Genomic DNA, 19,175 nt, shown 5'->3' on the forward strand with positions numbered 1-19,175 from the left:
CCGATGAACCTGCGCCGCTTCATCGTCATCGCCTCGTCAGGTGTAGCCGCGCTGCGTACGCCACGCTTGCGGCCAGACGCCCTGCTTGCCCGGCGACAGCACGCCTTGCGGATCGAGCGCGTCCTTCACGGTTTCGGCGAGGCGCAGCAGCGCGCCATCGTTGAAGCTGTACTGCGCCGCCGCGTAATCCATATAGAGCAGATGCGAGCGGTACACGCCGTAGCCGGCTGCACGCGCATCGCTCATCAACGCGCGCAGCAGGTCGCCCGCGCGCGCCGCCTGCGGATGCGGCGCGCGCGGAAAAATCGCCGCGAACACGTGATGGAGATAACGCCCCGCCGCTGTAAAACCGCCGTAGTAATCGAAACCGTATTCGGCCGCGCGCGCCTTGACGAGCGCGTACTGGCGCAGCGCGTCGCGACCGTCGGCGGGACATAGCGGCGAGAAGTCCACGTGCGCGCCATCGTCGCCCAGCCAGTCGAGCATGCGAAACGCGCTCATCGACGGTATGCCCGCCATGTTGCGGTCGCCGCCGCCCTGCGGTTCGTCCTTGCCCGCGTAGCGCCGCGCGGTGAAACGTACACCGGGCACCTTCGCAAACGCACGCTCGACAATGCGTCGTTGCAGCTCGATCACCTCGGCGTCGCCGTAAAGCGCGTAGTGCAGATTCCAGCGTCCGATATCGAGTTCTCTTTGCATGCGAGCAACCGACGCCTCCGGCATCGCGCCTTCGCCGTCGTACCAGCGCGCGCGTGGCGCGAGACCGGCGGCGCGGCGGATCGCGCCTTCGATCACCGCATGCTGGCGTATCGTGCCGCTCAGTTGCAGCCCGCGCAGCGTATCGACGAGCACGCCCAGATCGTCCTCGTGCGCGAACTGGATTTCGCCGATCACATACGCGTCCGGCGCGGGCATCAGCCAGAGTCCCATCTTCGTGACGATGCCGTAATTCGATTGCGTGAACAGCGCGTCGAACGACGGCCCGTAACCGGGTCGATAGAGCGTCCAGGCGGTGCCGATGTCAAGCGCGCCCATGCCGGTGCGCACGACGTCGCCGTTCGCGAGCACCACTTCCATGCCGCACTGCGCCGCCGCGTGATCGCCGTATTCGGTGTAGCCGAAGCCGCGTTCGAGCGTGTTGCCGATCACGCTGCCCCATCCCGACGCGGGCGGATCGACCCACAACGCGAGTCCGCGCTCGCGCAGATGCGCGTACAGATCGAAGTAGCTCACGCCCGGTTCGACGAGCGCCCACGCGAGGCGCTCGTCCACGTCGAGAACGCGGTTCAGCCGCTGCAAGTCGAGCACGACCGAGCCGGACAGGCGCGGCGCCGCGCCGCCGTAGGCGAAATTGCGGCCCGTGGAAACGGTCCAGAGCGGCACGCGCGCCGCATTGGCCACGCGCAGAAGCGCGCGGATTTCGTCGACATTGGCGGGTAGCACGGCGGCGCTGGGCGCGAACGTGTCGTCGCCCGGCAAGGGCGCGAACGGATCGCGATACGCCGCCAGCGCCGCGCCGCTACGGCAAACGTTAGGTCTGCCGACAATCGACTCGAACGCGGCGAGCACACGCGAAAGTTCGCCTGAACTGATGCCGGGCGGCCGTGGCGTGTCGGCGGGCATGACGCGTCACCATTGCGCCGACGTGCCGCCGAGCGCGCCGCACACGTCGTAGGCTATCGTGCGCAAGCGCCCTTCCGTCGCCGGGCCGGACAGCGCGTAGCCCATGCTGTCGGTGCTCCAGTAGAAGGTGCGATGAGCGCCGTCGCGCAGCAGATGCACGGCGTCGCGGTCGCGGCCCGAGACGCTCACGTAGAGCGTCAGGCGTTCGCCGGCATCGTTCTGATACATGAACTGCGCCGCCGGTCCCGCCGCGCCCGGCAGCAACCGCCCGCCGACCAGCGCATAGCCGTACTCGCCGAGCGACGGAATCTGCAACGGCTTGCCCAGACGTCTGGAGAGCCAGGCGACGAGATGCGCCTCGTCGGCCGCGCCGACTTCCACGGGATGACGCACCTCGGGCGAATACACGGCATAGGCCACATCGGCGCGCCGCGCGAAGCGCTCCCCTTCGCTCGCGAACAGCGCGCCCGCGTGGCCGTCGCCGCGCGCCATCCACGCGGGCACGAAGGTCGTCGCCGCCGTGGCCAGTCCCGCGCCGACGATGGCCCACGCCGCCGCGAGTCCCGCGCGCCGCCACCACGGATCGCGGCGCCGCAGCACGACGTACGGTGTCGCGCCGAGGGCGTCGGCGTCGTGTTCGCCGTCGTTCTCACGTGCGTTTCCAGCGTGATTGCAGAGCGATTGCAGCGCGGCCTTCTGCGCGCGATAGGCGGCGATACGCTGCGCCGCCGCCGGGTCCTCCCCGAGCCGCGCGAGCAGCGCCGATTGCTCGTCGGGCGCGAGTTCGCCGTCGACGAACGCACCCAGCGCCGCCAGGTCGTGACCCGCGAGGCCAGAGTGGGCGTCGGCTGGCGCGCCGGCGCGCTCGCGTTCGAGATCGTCGTCGTTCATCGCATCGTCCCCACGACCCGCAGCGGCGTGGCGCGCCGCCCGGGGTCCTGCGCCGGATCGGCGTCGAGCAGCGCGCGCAGATGCTCGCGCGCGCGCGACAACCGCGACATCACCGTGCCCGCCGGTACGCCGAGCACGGCGGCCGCCTCGTGATAGCTCAGTTCCTCGACGCAGACGAGCAGCAACACCTCGCGCTGCGCCGCGGGCAGCACATAGAGCGCGCGTTGCAGATCGCGCAGCACGAGACCGTCCACTTCGCCGCGCGGCGCTTCGAGCGTGCGCCACGGCGCGCTTTCATCGTCGACGGCGATCTCGCGACGGCCGCGCAACTGGTCGATATAAATATTGCGCAGGATCGTCAGCAGCCACGCACGCAAATTGCTCTCGGGCCGGTAGGACGCGGCTTTCGAGAGCGCGCGCTCGGCGGCGTCCTGGACGAGATCGTCGGCCCAGGCGGCGTCGCCGGTGAGCGCGCGCGCAAACCGGCGCATGGCCCCGAGCTGGGCCACGACCTGCGCTTCGAATTCCGCCGACGGGCGGCGCAGCACGGCGCGCCGCTCAGTAGCCGCCCGACGATCCGCTGGTGCCCGAGCTGCCCGACGCGCCGCTCGAGTTCATGTCGCCACACGCGGCGAGGCCCACGCCCGAGACGGCGGCGAGGGTCACGCACGCAAAACAGGCGAGGAACCGGCGAATGGGGCCGGTGGTGCGCCTGGTGGTGCTCTTGGTGTTCCGCCGTGTAGTCCGCTTCATCATCGTCTCCTGCTGAACGAGCCGCTCAGGGCTCAGATCGCTGCATGACTGCAATACACGGTAAACGTTGTGAGCCGCGGGCTTATTCCTCGCGCGTGCGTCGCCGCACGGTTTTCCTTGGGGTCGCGCGCAAAAATGAACAGGCACTAGAATTGGCGATCGTCGCGGCGCGGCGGGATCATTGCGGATTTCGACGCCATTCGGACATATTCGGACGCATTCCGACGCGCAGACCGCCGCCCGATGCACTACGCTGTTGAACGGATGAACCATGCGCGCGTCGTACTGTCACAGTCCGGACGAGCACACTGGTGTATCGTGCCCGGTTCGCTCGCGCAGACGGCCTGTCCCCGCTCATGGCGGGACCGGCAAACGGCGGCACCGGCCGCGACCCGGTATAGTTCTGCAGTAAAGTAGGTAACCGCACGCGCGCTTCGCCGACACAGGGTAGAATCCCCGGCAAGCAAACGTTTCCAATGAATTGCGGCATCGAGCCGCCCGGCTAAAATTCGTCCATGCCTTCCGCAGAATCGCACCCGCAAAACGACTTCATGAACGCCGCGCGCAAAGAGCGCAAGCGCGTTGAAATCTATCTGGTCAACGGCATCCGCCTGACCGGATGCATCGAGTCGTTCGATCAGTACCTGGTGATGCTGCGCACGCCCGTTGGCTTGCAAGGCATCTATAAACGCGCCATCTCCACCATCCAGCTCGACACCGGCACGCGTCCGGGGCCGCGCACGCCGCGCCCCGCGCACGGCGAGCACACGAGCCGCGGTCCGCATGGCAGTCACGGCGGCCATGGCGGCCACGGCCCGCGCGAATCCCGCGAGCCGCGGGAGCCCCGTGAACCTCGCGAGCCGCGCGAATCATGGTCGCCACCCGCCGCGCCGTCGGATCGTCCGGCCAGCGGCGGTCAGGACGGCCCGGTCGTCGTCACGCGTCGCCGCCGCCTTTACGGCGCGGTGAACAATGGCGGCAACGGCGGCGAAGGCAACGGCAACAGCTAAGCCATCGCAGCATCATCCGTACACAACGCGCGCACACTCTGCGCGCGTTTTGCTTTGCGGGCGAAGAATCCGGAAAAGTCGGCAGAAACCGGCGCGAACAGGCGGACATCGTCCGGACACGGTCTGAACGCCGCCCGACGGGAACCTCGCCTGCGCTCAGGGTTTTGCCCTTTGCGTTATGCTGACAGCGACCCTCCTCGCCCCCGGAGCACGCCATGTCCGCCACCAAGCCGTCTTCCCCGCCACCCGCCCCGCAGGACCCGCTCGACGAAGCGCTAGAAGAGACCTTCCCGGCCAGCGACCCGATTTCCATCGATCCGCCGCCCGCGGAGCGCGAGCCCGCCGACAAAGGCAAAGCGCACAACAAGCAAGATAAGCACGACAGCACGCGCCACCACGGCAAGCACTGACGCGCGCCAACGACAAAAAGGCGGTGCGCCCGAGGCGCCCGCCTTTAAACCCTGCGCAGTTTTACGTTTGCCGGAGCGCCCGCTTAAGAGACGCTCCAGACGTGTGCATCAGTGCACCGGCAAACCGCCTTCCACCTGACGCTGCAACTCGCGAACCTGACGCTGCACCTGACGCAGTTGATCCTGCGCCTGCGACTTCTCGGCCTGCAGCGCATTCGCCTGGTCGCGCGTCTGCTTCTGCTGGTCCGCGACGATCGCCTGCTGCTGGCGTGCAACCGTGAGGTCGGCCTGCAGACGGTTCGCGTGGTCCTGCGTCAGCGCGATCATGCGTGCCGTGAACGCCTTCTGCGCTTCGAGACGCGTGCGGCGCAGTTCGACGTCCGACAACTGGACCGTCTTCTGCGCGAAGTCGCGATAAATCGCTTCCGCGCGCTGTTCGTCGCTCGTCTTGATCACGCGCCAGAACGTCTTGTTCTGGAACAAGGCCACGTAGTACGTCATTTCCTTGCCGTTAAACAGCAAGCTGGCGCCGTACGTGCCGTTGTAAGTCGTGCGCAATTCGTTGAGCTCCGAGCCACGAATCAATTGCTGCAGTTCCGCGACGTTACCGGCTGCGTTCTGCTGGGCCTCATCCGGCGTCAGCGCAGCGGACTGGCTGCCCGGCAACGGCTGGGCAGCCGCAGCGGGCTGCGCCTGCACGGCAGCAACCGAGTCGTCCTGCGACGCAGCGACCGGCGCTGCCGCAGTCTGCGGCAAGGGCTGGGCGCAACCGGTTTCGAAACCCCCGATCAACATCAGAGCGGCAAATGCAACCTGCCGAACTCTCCACTTGTAGTCCATGAAGTACCTGTTTGGAACAGTTCTATTTTTAGGTTTTACAAATCGGCACAATTATTACTCACTTTCACCGGTTGCGGGTTCCTCGTCGAAAATTTGGTACTTACGAATCTTTTCCCACAACACCTTGCGGCTGATGCCGAGATACTGCGCCGTGTCCTTGCGGCGCCAACCATTGGCGTCGAGCGCCGCGAGCAGCCGGCTGCGCTCGGCCATGTCCCACTTGCTGCGATCGACGACCGGCGCGACCGGTTCGGCGGCGGCCTGCGGCTGCGCGCCGCCTGAACCCGCCAACAGACGGCGCAGGCGCTGCGCGTCCCACGCGCCCATCTGCCGCACCGTCACGCCGACCCGTTCGGCCAGGTTGCGCAGCTCGCGGACGTTGCCCGCGAAGCGCATCGCCGCCACCGAATCGGCGAGCCAATACGGCAGTTCGGGCAGCGATTCGAGCCGCTCCTCGCCCACCACCGTCGAGACGAAGGCCTTGAAGAGCGCGATCTTGTCGACGGCGCCGCGATCTTCGAGCGACGGCACGATCAGCTCGATCACCGCAAGCCGGTAGTAAAGATCGGCGCGAAACGTTCCGTCCTTCACGAGTTGCGGCAATTGCCGGTTGGTCGCCGCGACGAGCCGGAAATCCACCTTCAGCGGCGTGGCCGATCCGATGCGAGTGACCGAACCGTCTTCGAGCACGCGCAGCAGCTTGACCTGCTGATACAGCGGCAGGTCGCCGATTTCGTCGAGAAACAGCGTGCCGCCGTCGGCCTGCTCGAAGTAGCCCTTGTGCGCGACGGCCGCGCCCGTGAACGAGCCCTTCGCGTGACCGAAGAACAGCGATTCGAACAGGCCGTCGGGAATCGCGCCGCAGTTCACGGCGACGAACGGCCCGGTGCCGTAGCGGCTGTGCTTGCGGTGCAGCAGTTCGGCGATGCGCTCCTTGCCCACGCCGGTCTCGCCGTGCACGAGCACGCTGGTGTCGCAATCGGCGAAGGTCTCGACTTCCTTGAGCAGCGCACGCATGGTCTCCGATTCGGCGACGAGCACGTCCGCGCCCGCCGTCTGCGCCGAATGCGCGCGCATCTGGATCATCAGCTTCGAGATCAGGCCGCGCAGCTCGGCGCAGGTGAAGTCGAGCGGCAGCACGTGCGAATACTCGTTCGGATACATCGTCGGGTCGTTGTCGCGCGGCGCGGCGCCGACCCAGATCACCGGCAGACCGTGCGTGGCCTGCCAGTCGCGCAGCATCAGCGCGCCGGTGTCGATCACGCTCACGCTGACCACGGCGATCGACGGGCGCGCGGCGATGCGCTGCGCGGAGATCGCCGTATCGTCGGCGCGGATCACTTCGACATCGAGACTCGCCATGCAGCGCGCGACGCGCTCGACGATATCGGCTTTGCCTTCCCAGACATACAGATCGAGTTCCTCGATCGGGGTGGTGGTTCTCATCGTAGGTTCTTATTGGACGAGTGATGCGACGCCGCACATGAGCGGATAGCCGGTGACGTTCGCCACGCCGACCTGCACGCCGAGAAGCTGGAGCAAGGGCCCGATGAGCGCCGTGTCGAGCGCGTTCAGCAGCGGGTTGAGCAGCGTGGCGAGAAGACCGGTGATCGCGCTCGCGATCGCGCCGAGGCCGAGGTTGATACCAAGGAGATTCACGGCCAGGTTGTTCGGGTTGCTCAACTGGGTCGACAGGCTGCTCAACGCATTGCCGATCGACCCGCCGAGCTGGTTGGTGTTGGGCGTGGTGCTCGTGAGCTGCTTGCCGGTGCCGTCGAACGTGAGGTCCCAGACCTGCGGCGAATTGAGCCCGATCGAGAGCCCTGCCGTCACGCTGATCAGACCGGCGACATTGAGCAGCGTGCCCGCCTGCCCGCTGCACAAGCCCGACTGAAGCTGGGCGGCGGTCGTGGGCGGATTGCCGACGCACAGATTCGCGATGCCGGTTTTCACTTCGACGACGAAGCGGCTCGCCGCCGCCGTGGTCGAGCACTGCGCGGACGCAAGCCCCGCGGTGGCCGGCGCGACTTCCACGTACAACGGCACGTTCAAGGTCAGCAGACTGCCGAGGCCGGCGATCGACTGGCCGCCGAAGCCGAGATTGAGCGCCACGGCCACCTGCGCGTTGTGCGCCTGGGTGCGCCACGGCGGCGGCGGATTCCCCGGATTCGGGCCCGCCTGACCGACCGCGATCGACGGCGGCGACAACACGTTGACGCTCAGCGAAGCCGCCGTAGGCAGGATCGAGCTGACCACCGGCAGGCTGTTCAGATTCAACTGCACGGCAACCGGCGACTTGCCCGCCTGCGCGATCTCCGCCGCCACGATCAGCATCTGCAATGCGTTGACCGAGACGTTGGCGGCCGACTGCGCGTCCGCGAGGCCGAGCGAAAGCAGCGCGGTGCCGCCGGTCTCGCTGGCAATCGCGATCTTCGTCGCCGACGTGGCAGCCACACTCGCGAACGCCGTGAGTCCGCTCACGGCCGCGCTCACATCGGCGGTCAGCGCGCCGTCCTGCTGCACGGCGCTCGCGAGCACGCTCGCGATATTCGCGACCGTCGCGTTCGCGCTGAGCAGGCCGTTGACCGTGCCGACGTTCGCGGCGGCCGCGATATCGGCGAGCTTGACGTTCGCGTTGGCGATGCCGTTCCACGACGCCACGCTCAGGTTGACGGCCGTGCCGCCCAGCAGCGAACTGAGCATGCCGTTGAGCAGATTGACCTGCGCGAGCGTCGTGGCCACCGCGAACGAGCCGATGATGGTCGACTGCGCCGTGGCGGTCGCGGTGATCTGGCGTTGCACCATGTTGAGGAAGAAGAACGGCACGGTCTGCGTGACCGTCACCGCCACGCCGTTGTAGGGCGTGCTGCCGTTCGGCGTGAAGCCCATGTACGCCGAGCCGTTGGCCTGCTGGCCCGTCTGATCCCACCGTCCGCAGACGACCGACAGCGTGCTCGACGTGCCCTGCGCGGTGAAGCCGTTGGTGCTGGCGTTCGCGATCGCGACGGCTTTCGGCTGCGTGCAGGTATCGTCCATCTGCTGCGCGGCGGCGAGCGCCGCGAAATCGGCGACGTTCTGCAGCGCGCGCTTCTGGAAATAGATGTTGGCGACGTCGATCACGCCGAGCGCCGCGACCGCGAAGAACACCGCGAAAGCGGCGATCACCGCGATCGAGCCGCGCTGCCGCCGCGCGCAGGCACGCTCGCGCCGACCGCGCCGCACATCGATGCGCCGCTGCATGTCAGTAAGCGCCGCCCGACGTGCCGTTGCTCTGGCCGCCGCCCGTCGTCCCGCCCGATTTCACCGACGAACCGAAGGTCGCCGGAATCTCCGTATCGAACGATTTGAGGTAGCGCTTGTAGGCGTAGCCCGCTTCCGCGCCGAGCATCGGCTGTGCGGGCGCCGCCGCGCTGTTGCTGCGCTGGATCGCGAGCCAGGCATGCGCGGCGTGGCCGATCTCGCTGTTGCGCGGCGCGGCGCCACTCGTGTCGCCGCCCGTGCCATCGTCCTGCGCGTGCGCCGGATGCGAGACGGCGAGCAGCGTCAGCGCGAGCGCGACGGCGAAGCGCCAGCCGAATCGTCCGCCGACTCGCTTGAGCATGTCGGCCTGCGTGAGCGCGGATCGCTGCGCCAAGGTCCTGATCGTTGCGTGCGTTTTCATTGTTCTCTCCCCGGATGATGTCGCGCCGCCCTACTGCGCAACGCGCTGGACGAGGCGCGACTGCGCATCGCTGCCCGGCCATCCGCCCGCGCTGCCCGCGCTGGTCTGGTTGCTGGCGAACGCGCGCGGCTGCGGCACGGCCGCGGTCTGCGCAAGCTTGTGCGCCGTCGCGGCCAGCGACTCGCGCTGATCGGCAAGCTCGCGTGCGCGGCTCGCCTCCTTCACTTTCTGCGCGTCGCGCGCGACGGCCGCGCGCGTATCCGCGGGCAGGCCCTGCTGGTTCATCAGCGTCTGCGCGTCGCCGTCCGCGCCGCTCGCGCTCAGCAGCAGCGCAACGTTGGCGGCGATCTTCGGATTGTGCGGATCGAGTTCGATCGCCTTGAGCAGCGGCACGCGCGCGCCGTTCACGTCGCCTTCGCGCAGGAGCGCGTAGCCGAGATCGGAGAGCGTCGCGGGATCGGTCGGCGCAAGCATCGACGCCTCGTCGAGTTCCTGTGCCGCGTGCCGGAAGTCGCCCGACGCGCCTGCGAGCAAGCCCAGCCCGCGATGGCCGCGCGCCGCGAACGGCGTATTGAGCAACTGCGTATAGGCCGACGCGCTCGCGCTCGCCTGGCCGGTCGCGCGCAACGCGTCGGCGCGCAGCACGATCGAATTCGGGCTCGCGCCGTACTGGCGCTCGTAGGCGTCGATGTGCGCGAGCGAGGCGTAATAGAGCCCCTCCGTCTGCATGCGCGAGATCAGCCCGAGATACATGCCGGGCGTGTCGGGCACCGCATCCTTCGCGTTATCGGCGCGCATTTTCATTTCGGCTTCCGCCTGCGGACCCACGCCATAGCCTTGCGGCGACGAGCACGCCGCCAGCAGTGCGAGCGCGCCGCACGCGGCCACGCTCATCGCACGCCTCGCGTGCGTCACGATCGAAGTCTTCATAGTCGTTCTGCCTGATTTCATGGCGCACCCGCTAATGGTGAATCGACGAGAGCGAGCGCATCACGGCGATGAGGCCCGGCCCCGCCGCCACGATCAGCAGCGCGGGCAGCAGCGTCACGACCATCACGCCGGTCATCCGCACCGTGAGCTTGCCGATGCGCTCGCGCAGCGTCGCGCGGCGCACTTCGCGCAGCCGGTCGCCGAACTGCCTGAGCGGTTCCTGTACCGCGCCGCCGTGCTTGTCCACCTGCACGAGCAGGCGGATCACGGAGCGCAGATCCTCGTTGTCGTAGGTCGTCGCCATGCGTTGCAGCGACTGTTCGCGCGTGCGTCCGGTGACGAACTGGCGCTGGGCGATTTCCATTTCGCTTGCGAGCACCGGCAGCACCGGACGGAATTCGTTGACGAGCACCTGCAGACTCTGGTCGAGCGACAAGCCGACGCCCTGCAACAGGCGCAACAGATCGACGAACATCGGCAGCTCGTCGGCGACGGCTGCGAGACGCGCGGACGCACGGCGGCGCAGATGGAATTTCGGCGCGAGAAAGCCTGCGAGCAAGCCGGCCGCGCCGAACATCGCCACGCTGCGGCCGCTCATCGCGGCGTAGCTTGCCGCGCCGATCGCGAGGCCGGCCGCGCAGGCAAAGCGCGCGACGATGAACAGCCCGCGCGAGCGGGCGTCGACGTAACCGCTCTGGTCGAGCAGACGGCGATCCTCGTCGGCGACCATGAGCTTGCCGAGCGGCGTATCGAGCCAGCGCGCGCCCGCGTTCGCCAGCGCATCGACGATGCCGGGCAGACCCGTGCGGCGCGGCGCGCTTTCGACCCGCGGCTTGCCGCCCGTCGCACCGGCACTCCCCGCGCCGCCGGCTCCACTCGCGCCGCCGGCTCCAGTTGCGCCACCCGCGCCCGCACCGCTCGCCGATGCCGCGCCCGGCGCACGCAGCGCCGAGACGTGGCCCGGCGCGCCGGGGGCGGCCATCGTCCCCATCGTGCCAGTCGAACCCATCGAACCCGGCGCGCTCATCGCGTTCGAGGCCTGCAGCGAGGCCGCATTGCGCGCCTCGGACGCCGCCGTGGCCGCCTGCGCGCTCATGTTCGCGATGGCCTGCGCGAGCGTGCGCGCGCTGCGCCGCGACGCCAGCAAACGCTGACACACCAGCGCCGCGAGCAGCGCCAGGCCGAACGCGCCGAGCAGCAGCGCAAGCGAGCCGAGTCCCTGCGCGCTCATAGCCCTCCCTTCAGGCGCGTGAGCCGGTACAGCAGCCAGCCGCCGAACACCTGCAGGCCGATCGCGGCGTAGACCAGTTTGCGTCCCGAACCGTCGTCCCAGAGCGAGCCGAAATAACTCGGGTTGGTCACGATGAGAAAACCCGCGATGCCGATCGGCAGCAAACCGAGCACCCACGCCGAGAGGCGCGTTTCCGCCGACATCGCGATCAGCTCACGCTGCGCCTGTTCGAGATCGCGCATGAAGTTGGACATGCGTTCGAGCATCACGTCGGCGCGGCCGCCGTAACGCACCGAAAGCCGCAGCACCGAGCCCACGAATTCGAGTTCGCGCGCGCGATAGACCTGCGCCACCTGATAGAGCGCGCGGTCGATTTCCACGCCCGAACGCAGCATGCGCGAGACGTGATCGAGACATTCGCGCAGCGGCGCTTCGGTTGTCACGAGCGCGGCCTGAAACGCCGCGGGCACGCTGTTGCCGAGTACGATCAGGCGCACGATGCCGTCGAGAAACGACGGCAATTGCCCGACCAGCTTGCGGCGGCGGCGCTCGATGCGCACGGAGAGCACGAAGGCGCTGCCCGCCGCGACGACCATCAGCGCGCCGAGCAGCGCGGGCAGACCGGCCGCCACGTAGGCCCACAGCGCCAGCGCGAGCGCGGCGAAGCCGACGAACAAGGCGGGCTTGCGCGCGTCGGCGATGCCGGCGCGGCTCATGACGTGGTCGAACGCCACGCCGACGCGCGCCAGCCAGCGGCGCGGCAGCGAGGCCTCGTTCTTCGCGTTCGCCGTATGCTTCGCGTTGGCGGCATGGCTTGCGCCGGTGGCGCCGGTGGCACCCGCACCGCCCGCGCCGGCCGCCGATCCGTTCGGATTCACGCCCGACGTCACGCGTATCGGCGCAACGCCTGCGCGCGCCGCACCTGCGGCACCGGCTGCACCGCCGACGCCCGCCGCTCCCGACCCACCCGGTCCGGCCGCGCCAGCCGCATAGCCCGCCGCCGCGACGCGGCTATCGACGAAACGCGTCACACGCTCGCGCGCCGTGTGCTGCTGCGCCCGCTGCCAGAGCATCAGCCCGGCAGCGGCGAACAGCAGCGCAAGCGCCGCGGCGAGCGCGATGATGCTAGACATTGAAGCCCCCGCCGTGCCCGCCGCCGAAACCGAAGTTCGACGACGCCGACACCGCCTGGCGGAAGCGCGCGAGCTTCGGCGAATGCGGATGAATGCCGAGCGAATCCCAGCGGTCGATCTCCTCGCCGTCGGGCGTGGTCACGGGCTCGTAGCGATAGAGTTCCTGCGTCGCGATGATGTTGTCCGCGAGACCCGTTACTTCGGTTACCGAAAGAATCCGGCGGCGTCCGTTGGACAGACGGCCGATCTGCACGATGAAGTCCACCGCGTTGGCGATCTGGCGGCGCAGGCTGCTTTCCGTGCCCTGAAAACCCGCGAAACCGGCCAGCATTTCGAGGCGATACAGACATTCGCGCGGGCTCGACGCGTGCACCGTCGCCATCGAACCGTCGTGGCCGGTGTTCATCGCCTGGAGCATTTCGAGCACTTCGCCGCCGCGCACTTCGCCCACGATGATGCGGTCCGGACGCATCCGCAGCGTGTTGCGCAACAGGTCGCGAATCGTCACCACGCCCGCGCCGTCGAAACCGCCCGGACGGCTTTCGAGGCGCACCACATGCGGGTGATTGAGCGAAAGTTCGGCGGTGTCCTCGATCGTTACCACGCGCTCGACGTCGGGAATGTAGAACGCCAGCGCGTTGAGCAGCGAGGTCTTGCCCGAGCTCGTGCCGCCCGAGACGAGAATATTGCAGCGCGCCTGCACCGCCGCTTCGAACAGCGCGCCGATCTCCGTGCCGAACGTGCCGTTGTTGACCAGATCGTCGGGGCGCAGCGGGTCCTTGCGGAACTTGCGGATCGAGACGATCGGGCCCGCGAGCGACAGCGGCTCGATCACCACATTGATCCGTCCGCCGTCGGGCAGACGCGCGTCGACCATCGGATTCGATTCGTCGAGACGCCGGCCGATCGGGGCGAGAATGCGGCGCACGATGCGCAGCAGATGCGCGTTGTCGGAGAAGCGCACGGGGATCTTCGCGAGAATGCCGTGCCGCGATACGTACACGTCGCTATAACCGTTGATGAGGATGTCTTCCACCGCCGGGTCGCCCAGCAGATCCTCGATCGGCCCGAAGCCCGCCAGCTCCTTCGTGAGCGCCTCGGCAATCGCGCGCACTTCGCTTTCGTTGATCGGGATATGGCGCAGCCGCACGAAGCTGTCCATCTCCAGATCGACGAACTGATTGATCGCGTGGCGCGACCAGCGCCCGAACTCGGCGCCCAGTTCCTCGATGCGCGTGAGCAGGTGTTCGTGCGCCGCGTTCTTGATGTCCTGGAACTGCTGGCTGTGCGCGAACAGCGGCGCGTCGTCGGCAAATTCGATGTTATCCGCCATGATCTACGAACGCTTCGGTGATTGAGGGAAGAAATTGCGCAGCGGACGGCGCAGCGCATCGAGTTTTTTCGGCGCGCGCGCCTCGATGCCGTCGATCTGCGCGGCGAGCAGTTCGAGCGCGCGCACATACGGATCGCGCGGCGCGCTGTCGACCAGCAACTGGCCGCGATTGGCGGCCTGGCAGAGCGCCACGCGGCGCGCCGGCAGCACGGCCGCGAGATCGACGCCGAGACGCTCGGCGATCTGCGCGCCGCTCAGGTCGATCTCGGCGTCGTACTGATTGATGATGAGATGCAGCGTGTTGCCGTCCATGCCGCCTTCGCGCAGCGCGTCGATCTGGCGCGCGGCCGCGACGATCGACGCCACGCTCTGGTCGCACACGAGCCAGACCGCGTCCGCCGACTGGGCGACCTGGGCGACGAACTCCGCGTTCGTGAAGCCGCCGAGATCGACGAGCTGCTGATCGAAAAACGCACGCAGGCGCGCCAGCAGCGCCACCGCCGACTGATACGAAACCTCGCGCAGCGCGCCGAGATCGGCAGGCAAGGTCGTCAGCGCGAGGCCGCTTTCGTGATTCGCGAGCGCGGTATGCACGAAGGTCTGATCGAAGCGGCGCAGATTGCGCACGGCATCGACGAAACTGAAGCCGTTGCCCGCGTTGAGCATCATCGCGCCGTCGCCCGCGGGCAGGCCGAGGTCGAGCAGCGCGGCGTGGCGGTTGAAGGCCGCGCCCTTGCGGGCGAGCAGCGCGCCGAGATTCGCGGCGAGCGTCGTCACGCCCATGCCCGCGCGTGCGCCGAGCATCACCGTGAGACGGCCATGGCGGCTCGGCGCTTCGACGCGGTTTTCGAGCACCTGGCGCACGATCGCCAGCGCGTCCTCGGGACTGCCCGCCACGTCGACGAAATCGCGCACGCCCGCGCGCAAGGCCGCGAGCGCGCTCTCGGGTTCGGCGAGCGTGCCGACCGCGATCACCTGGAGGCCCGGATACGACACATGCGCGGCGGCCACCACGGCGCTCGCCCAGGCCGCGCGCCCCTGCGAAAAATCGACGAGCAGCAGCGACGGCATCTGCTGGCCGACCCGCTCGCCGACGGCGGCCGGCTCGAGCGCCACCGCATCCACCTTGCCCGCCATGCCGAGCGCGCGCGCGATCCAGCGGGCGTGCGCGTCGTCCGACGATGCGAACACGAACGAGTCCACGACCGTGCGATCAGTCGTCAAGTACGTTCTCGCGTTCATGATCCCTCTCCTTGTGCTGCTCGCGCAGCGCAGGCCGCGCACGGCGCGGCGAAGCCATGCCGACGGCGGTTGTCATGGCGAAAATCCCGGGGCGGGATCGCGCGAGGCCGCGCCGCCGAGCAACGCGCGCCAGACATGGCCGTCGCGTTGTTCGGACAGCTCGCCAGGCGAGCTGGGCAGCTTCGCGTCCTTCGCGAGCGGCGACACCAGATGCGGCGTCACCACGATCACCAGTTCTCTTTCGTTTTGCTGATAGTTCAACGTCTTGAAGAACGCGCCAATCACAGGCAGATCGCCGAGCAGCGGCACCTTGCTCACGTTCGACGCGGTCTCGCGATCGATCAGGCCGCCGATCACGAAGCTCTCGCCATCGCCGAGTTCGACGGTGGTTTCCGCGCGCCGCGTCGTGATCGCGGGCACCGAGACGCCGCTGATCGTCACCGCGTTGGCGAAGTCGAGCTGGCTCGCCTCGGGCGCGACCTTCAGCGCGATGCGCTGCGGCGAGAGCACCGTGGGCGTGAGCGACAGCCCGATACCGTAGGGCTTGTATTCGATCGAACTCGTGCCGAGCGCCTGCGGCACCGGCACCGGAATCTCGCCGCCCGCGAGGAAGCTCGCGCTCTGGCCGGACAACGCGACGAGCGTCGGTTCCGCGAGCACGCGCGCGAGATTGTTCGACTCCATCAGGCTCAGGTCGGCGAACAGTCCGTGCGTCGCCGACGCGAACACAAGATTGAACGCCGACGAGATCGGCGCCACGCTCTGGATGTCCGAGACGCCGTTGGTGTTCGAAGCGGACGTCAGCGCGGACGGCGCGAACGAGCCGAACGTGAAACCGTTGTTCTGGCGCGCGAAGTTGAAACCGATCTGCTTGAGCACCGAGCGGCTGAATTCGACCACGCGCACGTCGACCTGCACGACCGAGCGCGTCGCGATGCTGGAGGCATCGAGCACGTCGGTGTCCTTCGCGCCCTTGCCGAGCGAGCCCTGCGCGGCCACCACCGCGCGCTGATGCTGCTCCATCGTCGCCGCGCTGCCGCTGATGATGGCCGTGCCGTCCAGCACCTTCACGTCGGGCGTGCCCGCGCCGAGCAACGCGCGCGCCGCGCGCGTCGCCACGTTCACGGTGAAACTGCGCTGCACGCCGCCTTCCCACAGCATCACCGTGGTCGTGCCCGCGCCCTTGCCGACGAGCAGCAGACCGCCGCGCCGGTCGCCGCGCACGACCAGCACGTCCGCCACCGCCGGGTCGCCCACGGCGACGCGCGTGAGCGCGCCCGTGACGGGCAGCGTGCGCTGCTCGCCCACGGTGATATCGACGGTACCCGCTGGCGCGCCCGCGTCGGGCGAGCCGGCGCTCGACGGCGGCGCCGCGCGCGCGGGCAACATCGCGAGCGCGAAACCGCCGGCGCAAACGGATGCGGCGAGCGCCACGGCAAGAGTCCTCTTCATCGTCATGTTGTGGTTTCTATTGAATACGCACGCTCGCGCGGCGCTTTACCAGGCGACCGTTTCGGCCCGCCCGCCCCGAATCACTTCCAGCCCGCCCTGTGCGCCCCCGTTGCCGCTGCTCGCGCGATGAACCACCGGCACAGCCGGACGCGGCGCTTGCGCACCCGCAAGCTGATCGAGCGCGACCCCCGCGGCCGCGCGCGTCGAGTTGTCCGGCGTGCCGTGCGCGACGACGCGCAAGACACCCTGCTGCGGCCCGAACGCGGACGGGTCCATCTGATCGTCGTCCGTGGGGTTGCGCAGCGCGAGAATCAACTGGCCCTGGCTCTGCGCGAGCGCGAGGTCGTTCACTTCGGTCAGCGGCACGGCGAGCACCGCCGTGCGCGGCGTCGTGCTCTGCGTGCCGAAGCCGCTGGTACGTTGCGCGTTGCTGTTCGCCGCTTCGGCAGGATTTCCGAATACCAGCACGCGCGCCTTCGAGATCAGCAGGCGCGCCTGCGTGCGGGAGATTTCCGCGTTGCCGGTGCCGACGGTGCCACCGGCCGCGCCGTCGCGGCGCAGCGTGAAGAACACGTCGACGTAATTGCCCGCGTGGAGCTGGTTGCCCACGGCGTTGTTTTCGTCGATGCGCACCGCCACCGCGCGCTCGCCCGGCGCAAGAGACGAAGCCAGGCTCGACGACAGTTGCGTGTCGAGCACGGGCGTGTCGGCGGCGATATCCGCGAGCGGCACGCGGCCCGCGATCAGTTGAACGTCGCTCACGGAACCGGCCGGCTGCGTACGCAGCGGCTGCACGCGCAGCGCGTCGGCGGGGATCGGCTGGCCCGCGGGCAGCGTGCGCGCGGCGACGACCACGGGCGTCAGCGGCTGCGTCACCGCCACGGCCGGTTGCGCGACGGGTGCAGGCGGCGCGTGGCGCGCGAGCATGAACGCGAAAATGCCGAGCAGGAGCGCGGCGGCGATCAGCACGCCCGCGGCGATTTTGGTCAGATTGGCCATGTGCGGCTGCCTTGATTGCGATTGAACGGCGCGGCGGCGCATGCGCGCGCGACGTGATGGCGGATCGAATGGAATGGGCTCATAGCAGATTCACCGGATCGATCTGCACCGTGGCGCGGCCCGCGAGCACGGTGGGCTGCCACGCGCCGAGCATGGGCAGCGTGGGCACGAGCGGCTTCGTGCTCCACGGATAGCTGAGCGTGACCTGGATGCAGTCCATCGCCGTGTTGTTCGTGCATCCGCTCGGCTGGGCGCTCACGACCGTCGTGCAGGTGGGCGCGGTGGCGAGCCACGTCACGCCTTGCAGCGCACGTGCACAAGCGGCCTGCGCGCGGCCGCTCAAAGCCGACCCGGTGTCCTGTGCGTTCACGTAGACGAGCGCGGCGCGCGCACCGTCCGCCGACGCCGCGGTCAGGCTGTGCTGCACGAGAAAGATCATGCAGAACGTGACGATGGCGTAGAGCACCAGAAAGAACAGCGGAAACGCGATCGCGAATTCGACGGCGGCGGCGCCGCGCTGTTTCGATCGCGCTGGTCGTTCCGCATCGCATGACAAATTCATTGCGCGCGCAATCATTGCAACGCTCCCGGCATCCACTGCAATGCGAGCCACGCGAGCGCGGGCACGGCCAGGCAGGTGGCGTACGGCGTGCCGCGCCGCGCGCCGACACTGACGATCTGCACACGCCGCGACGCCGCCGCTTGCGAGCGTGCACGCATCGCGAGAATCGCGAGCGCATGCACGAATGCAATAAGACTTGCGGCCACCCAGAGCCAGAGCAAGGGCTGCAATCCGCACCATGCACCGAGCGTGGCGAATACCTTGACGTCGGCGCCGCCCATCACGCCGAGCACGAAGAACGGCATGAGCGCGGCGAGCCCGATCGCGGCGGCGATCAATGCGCGGCCAACGCCGAGTTGCGCCGGTCCCGCGTGCCAGCACGCAGCAACGAGCGCGGCGACGAGGCCGGCGATCACGAGCGCATTCGGCACGCGGCGCGAACGCAGATCGCAAATGGCGACCGCGAGCGCCCAGGCGGCGAATACGCAGCTGGGAATGATGGATGCATTCATCGCGAGTCGACGTGCAGACGCCTCACGCGAACCGGCTAGCCAGCGCGTGAAAAGTCACTGCTACGTTTAGCTGAATGATCGGGCGTGGCAGCACGAAGCCGCCACGCAGCGATGCGCCGCGTCAGGTTCCTGCCGGAACCGCAGCCGTCAGTTGAGTCGTGACGTAGGTGAATACGGCCTTCAGCTCGGTGCCCAACCCCTGAGCGCTCGCCGCAATCACCACGGCGATGAGCCCTGCGATGAGCCCATATTCCAGCGCCGTCACCCCGTCTTCTGCTTTAGCAAAAAGCTTTACCAGCTTGTTCATTTCGGCCCTCTCTCTCTTCTTCGCGCTCTCACGCGATGCTGCACCGGCTCTCTCAGCGAATAGGTTTGAATGATGCGCCGTTGCAACTGGTCCACGGACTGCCATGTCAGTCCGCCAACATTGCGGCCGAATCGTAAGCATTCCCCTCTAAATGCAATGCCCCGTTCAGCTCTGCTAGTAACGTGTTTTATTTATGGATGCGCTTTTTATAGCTTAACCGCGAACGTTACGCAATCGCCCGTTACATCGTTGTCGCCACGTAACATCATTATCGGCATGCCGCATT

19 protein-coding genes are annotated in these 19,175 nt (G+C 68.2%); 2 read left to right on the forward strand and 17 right to left on the reverse strand.

From position 1 onward, the window contains the following. Positions 1 to 36: 36 nt before the first annotated feature. Genes BMY06_RS17360 through BMY06_RS17370 form a run of 3 tightly spaced genes read right to left on the reverse strand, consistent with a single transcriptional unit; the run spans position 37 to position 3,062 of the window. Entirely contained in the window at positions 37 to 1,623 is a 1,587-nt protein-coding gene (locus BMY06_RS17360) for an FAD-binding oxidoreductase (protein WP_074984298.1), read from the reverse strand. A 6-nt stretch (positions 1,624 to 1,629) separates the two neighbouring features. Further along, positions 1,630 to 2,514 (reverse strand): anti-sigma factor family protein, encoded by an 885-nt coding sequence (locus tag BMY06_RS17365; protein ID WP_074984299.1) that lies wholly within the window; start codon positions 2,512 to 2,514, stop codon positions 1,630 to 1,632. Beyond that, positions 2,511 to 3,062, reverse strand: a complete 552-nt coding sequence (locus BMY06_RS17370) for a sigma-70 family RNA polymerase sigma factor (protein WP_074984301.1) — start codon at positions 3,060 to 3,062, stop codon at positions 2,511 to 2,513. The genes BMY06_RS17365 and BMY06_RS17370 overlap by 4 nt, the downstream gene beginning before the upstream one ends. A 720-nt stretch (positions 3,063 to 3,782) precedes the next feature. On the opposite strand from BMY06_RS17370, the gene hfq reads away from it, so the two are divergent. Further along, positions 3,783 to 4,277 carry an RNA chaperone Hfq gene (gene hfq, locus BMY06_RS17380; RefSeq protein ID WP_074984304.1) on the forward strand — a complete coding sequence of 165 codons (495 nt, stop codon included), beginning with the start codon at positions 3,783 to 3,785 and terminating at the stop codon, positions 4,275 to 4,277. Between the two features lie 215 nt (positions 4,278 to 4,492). After that, positions 4,493 to 4,687 (forward strand): hypothetical protein, encoded by a 195-nt coding sequence (locus BMY06_RS17385; protein WP_074984306.1) that lies wholly within the window; start codon positions 4,493 to 4,495, stop codon positions 4,685 to 4,687. Positions 4,688 to 4,795: 108 nt separating this feature from the next. Here BMY06_RS17385 and BMY06_RS17390 read toward each other — a convergent pair whose 3' ends face one another. The 14 genes from BMY06_RS17390 to BMY06_RS17455 form a co-directional block, all read right to left on the reverse strand. Continuing rightward, positions 4,796 to 5,527, reverse strand: a complete 732-nt coding sequence (locus BMY06_RS17390) for a DUF2968 domain-containing protein (RefSeq protein ID WP_065063173.1) — start codon at positions 5,525 to 5,527, stop codon at positions 4,796 to 4,798. 54 nt (positions 5,528 to 5,581) lie between these two features. After that, positions 5,582 to 6,973 (reverse strand): sigma 54-interacting transcriptional regulator, encoded by a 1,392-nt coding sequence (locus tag BMY06_RS17395; protein WP_065063171.1) that lies wholly within the window; start codon positions 6,971 to 6,973, stop codon positions 5,582 to 5,584. 9 nt (positions 6,974 to 6,982) lie between these two features. Then, positions 6,983 to 8,767 carry a TadG family pilus assembly protein gene (locus BMY06_RS17400; RefSeq protein WP_074984307.1) on the reverse strand — a complete coding sequence of 595 codons (1,785 nt, stop codon included), beginning with the start codon at positions 8,765 to 8,767 and terminating at the stop codon, positions 6,983 to 6,985. Between the two features lies 1 nt (position 8,768). Continuing rightward, a complete protein-coding gene (locus BMY06_RS17405; RefSeq protein WP_161495571.1) occupies positions 8,769 to 9,161 on the reverse strand; it encodes a DUF3613 domain-containing protein in 393 nt (130 codons plus the stop codon). Positions 9,162 to 9,218: 57 nt separating this feature from the next. Further along, positions 9,219 to 10,118, reverse strand: coding sequence for a tetratricopeptide repeat protein (locus BMY06_RS17410; protein WP_124263385.1), 900 nt, complete (start codon positions 10,116 to 10,118; stop codon positions 9,219 to 9,221). Between the two features lie 31 nt (positions 10,119 to 10,149). After that, a complete protein-coding gene (locus BMY06_RS17415) occupies positions 10,150 to 11,349 on the reverse strand; it encodes a type II secretion system F family protein (protein ID WP_074984311.1) in 1,200 nt (399 codons plus the stop codon). Continuing rightward, positions 11,346 to 12,482: a type II secretion system F family protein gene (locus BMY06_RS17420; protein WP_074984312.1), complete on the reverse strand. Its 1,137-nt coding sequence runs from the start codon at positions 12,480 to 12,482 to the stop codon at positions 11,346 to 11,348. Before BMY06_RS17420 ends, BMY06_RS17415 begins: the two co-directional genes overlap by 4 nt. Then, positions 12,475 to 13,815: a TadA family conjugal transfer-associated ATPase gene (locus tag BMY06_RS17425; protein ID WP_074984314.1), complete on the reverse strand. Its 1,341-nt coding sequence runs from the start codon at positions 13,813 to 13,815 to the stop codon at positions 12,475 to 12,477. Before BMY06_RS17425 ends, BMY06_RS17420 begins: the two co-directional genes overlap by 8 nt. 3 nt (positions 13,816 to 13,818) lie before the next feature. After that, a complete protein-coding gene (locus tag BMY06_RS17430) occupies positions 13,819 to 15,057 on the reverse strand; it encodes a P-loop NTPase family protein (RefSeq protein WP_074984315.1) in 1,239 nt (412 codons plus the stop codon). A gap of 72 nt (positions 15,058 to 15,129) precedes the next feature. Next, a complete protein-coding gene (locus tag BMY06_RS17435; protein ID WP_110328122.1) occupies positions 15,130 to 16,446 on the reverse strand; it encodes a type II and III secretion system protein family protein in 1,317 nt (438 codons plus the stop codon). A 108-nt stretch (positions 16,447 to 16,554) separates the two neighbouring features. Further along, positions 16,555 to 17,508, reverse strand: coding sequence for a Flp pilus assembly protein CpaB (gene cpaB, locus BMY06_RS17440; RefSeq protein WP_074984317.1), 954 nt, complete (start codon positions 17,506 to 17,508; stop codon positions 16,555 to 16,557). Between the two features lie 79 nt (positions 17,509 to 17,587). Next, the gene (locus tag BMY06_RS17445) at positions 17,588 to 18,070 is read right to left on the reverse strand and encodes a TadE/TadG family type IV pilus assembly protein (RefSeq protein WP_074984355.1); all 483 of its coding nucleotides are present in this window, start codon (positions 18,068 to 18,070) and stop codon (positions 17,588 to 17,590) included. 11 nt (positions 18,071 to 18,081) lie between these two features. After that, positions 18,082 to 18,582, reverse strand: a complete 501-nt coding sequence (locus BMY06_RS17450; protein WP_065063155.1) for an A24 family peptidase — start codon at positions 18,580 to 18,582, stop codon at positions 18,082 to 18,084. 121 nt (positions 18,583 to 18,703) lie between these two features. Continuing rightward, the gene (locus BMY06_RS17455) at positions 18,704 to 18,889 is read right to left on the reverse strand and encodes a Flp family type IVb pilin (protein WP_065063153.1); all 186 of its coding nucleotides are present in this window, start codon (positions 18,887 to 18,889) and stop codon (positions 18,704 to 18,706) included. Positions 18,890 to 19,175 lie beyond the last annotated feature (286 nt).

Origin of the sequence: Paraburkholderia tropica (genome assembly GCF_900109265.1) — a bacterium.
GTDB classification, from domain to species: domain Bacteria; phylum Pseudomonadota; class Gammaproteobacteria; order Burkholderiales; family Burkholderiaceae; genus Paraburkholderia; species Paraburkholderia tropica.

What these genes read in the sequence shown, in the direction of transcription:
- BMY06_RS17360 (WP_074984298.1), bottom strand. Translation starts at nt 1,623, where the DNA reads ATGCCCGCCGACACGCCACGGCCGCCCGGCATCAGTTCAGGCGAACTT.
- BMY06_RS17365 (WP_074984299.1), bottom strand. Translation starts at nt 2,514, where the DNA reads ATGAACGACGACGATCTCGAACGCGAGCGCGCCGGCGCGCCAGCCGAC.
- hfq (WP_074984304.1), top strand. Translation starts at nt 3,783, where the DNA reads ATGCCTTCCGCAGAATCGCACCCGCAAAACGACTTCATGAACGCCGCG.
- BMY06_RS17385 (WP_074984306.1), top strand. Translation starts at nt 4,493, where the DNA reads ATGTCCGCCACCAAGCCGTCTTCCCCGCCACCCGCCCCGCAGGACCCG.
- BMY06_RS17390 (WP_065063173.1), bottom strand. Translation starts at nt 5,527, where the DNA reads ATGGACTACAAGTGGAGAGTTCGGCAGGTTGCATTTGCCGCTCTGATG.
- BMY06_RS17395 (WP_065063171.1), bottom strand. Translation starts at nt 6,973, where the DNA reads ATGAGAACCACCACCCCGATCGAGGAACTCGATCTGTATGTCTGGGAA.
- BMY06_RS17400 (WP_074984307.1), bottom strand. Translation starts at nt 8,767, where the DNA reads ATGCAGCGGCGCATCGATGTGCGGCGCGGTCGGCGCGAGCGTGCCTGC.
- BMY06_RS17410 (WP_124263385.1), bottom strand. Translation starts at nt 10,118, where the DNA reads ATGAAGACTTCGATCGTGACGCACGCGAGGCGTGCGATGAGCGTGGCC.
- BMY06_RS17415 (WP_074984311.1), bottom strand. Translation starts at nt 11,349, where the DNA reads ATGAGCGCGCAGGGACTCGGCTCGCTTGCGCTGCTGCTCGGCGCGTTC.
- BMY06_RS17420 (WP_074984312.1), bottom strand. Translation starts at nt 12,482, where the DNA reads ATGTCTAGCATCATCGCGCTCGCCGCGGCGCTTGCGCTGCTGTTCGCC.
- BMY06_RS17425 (WP_074984314.1), bottom strand. Translation starts at nt 13,815, where the DNA reads ATGGCGGATAACATCGAATTTGCCGACGACGCGCCGCTGTTCGCGCAC.
- BMY06_RS17430 (WP_074984315.1), bottom strand. Translation starts at nt 15,057, where the DNA reads ATGAACGCGAGAACGTACTTGACGACTGATCGCACGGTCGTGGACTCG.
- BMY06_RS17435 (WP_110328122.1), bottom strand. Translation starts at nt 16,446, where the DNA reads ATGTTGCCCGCGCGCGCGGCGCCGCCGTCGAGCGCCGGCTCGCCCGAC.
- cpaB (WP_074984317.1), bottom strand. Translation starts at nt 17,508, where the DNA reads ATGGCCAATCTGACCAAAATCGCCGCGGGCGTGCTGATCGCCGCCGCG.
- BMY06_RS17445 (WP_074984355.1), bottom strand. Translation starts at nt 18,070, where the DNA reads ATGAATTTGTCATGCGATGCGGAACGACCAGCGCGATCGAAACAGCGC.
- BMY06_RS17450 (WP_065063155.1), bottom strand. Translation starts at nt 18,582, where the DNA reads ATGAATGCATCCATCATTCCCAGCTGCGTATTCGCCGCCTGGGCGCTC.
- BMY06_RS17455 (WP_065063153.1), bottom strand. Translation starts at nt 18,889, where the DNA reads ATGAACAAGCTGGTAAAGCTTTTTGCTAAAGCAGAAGACGGGGTGACG.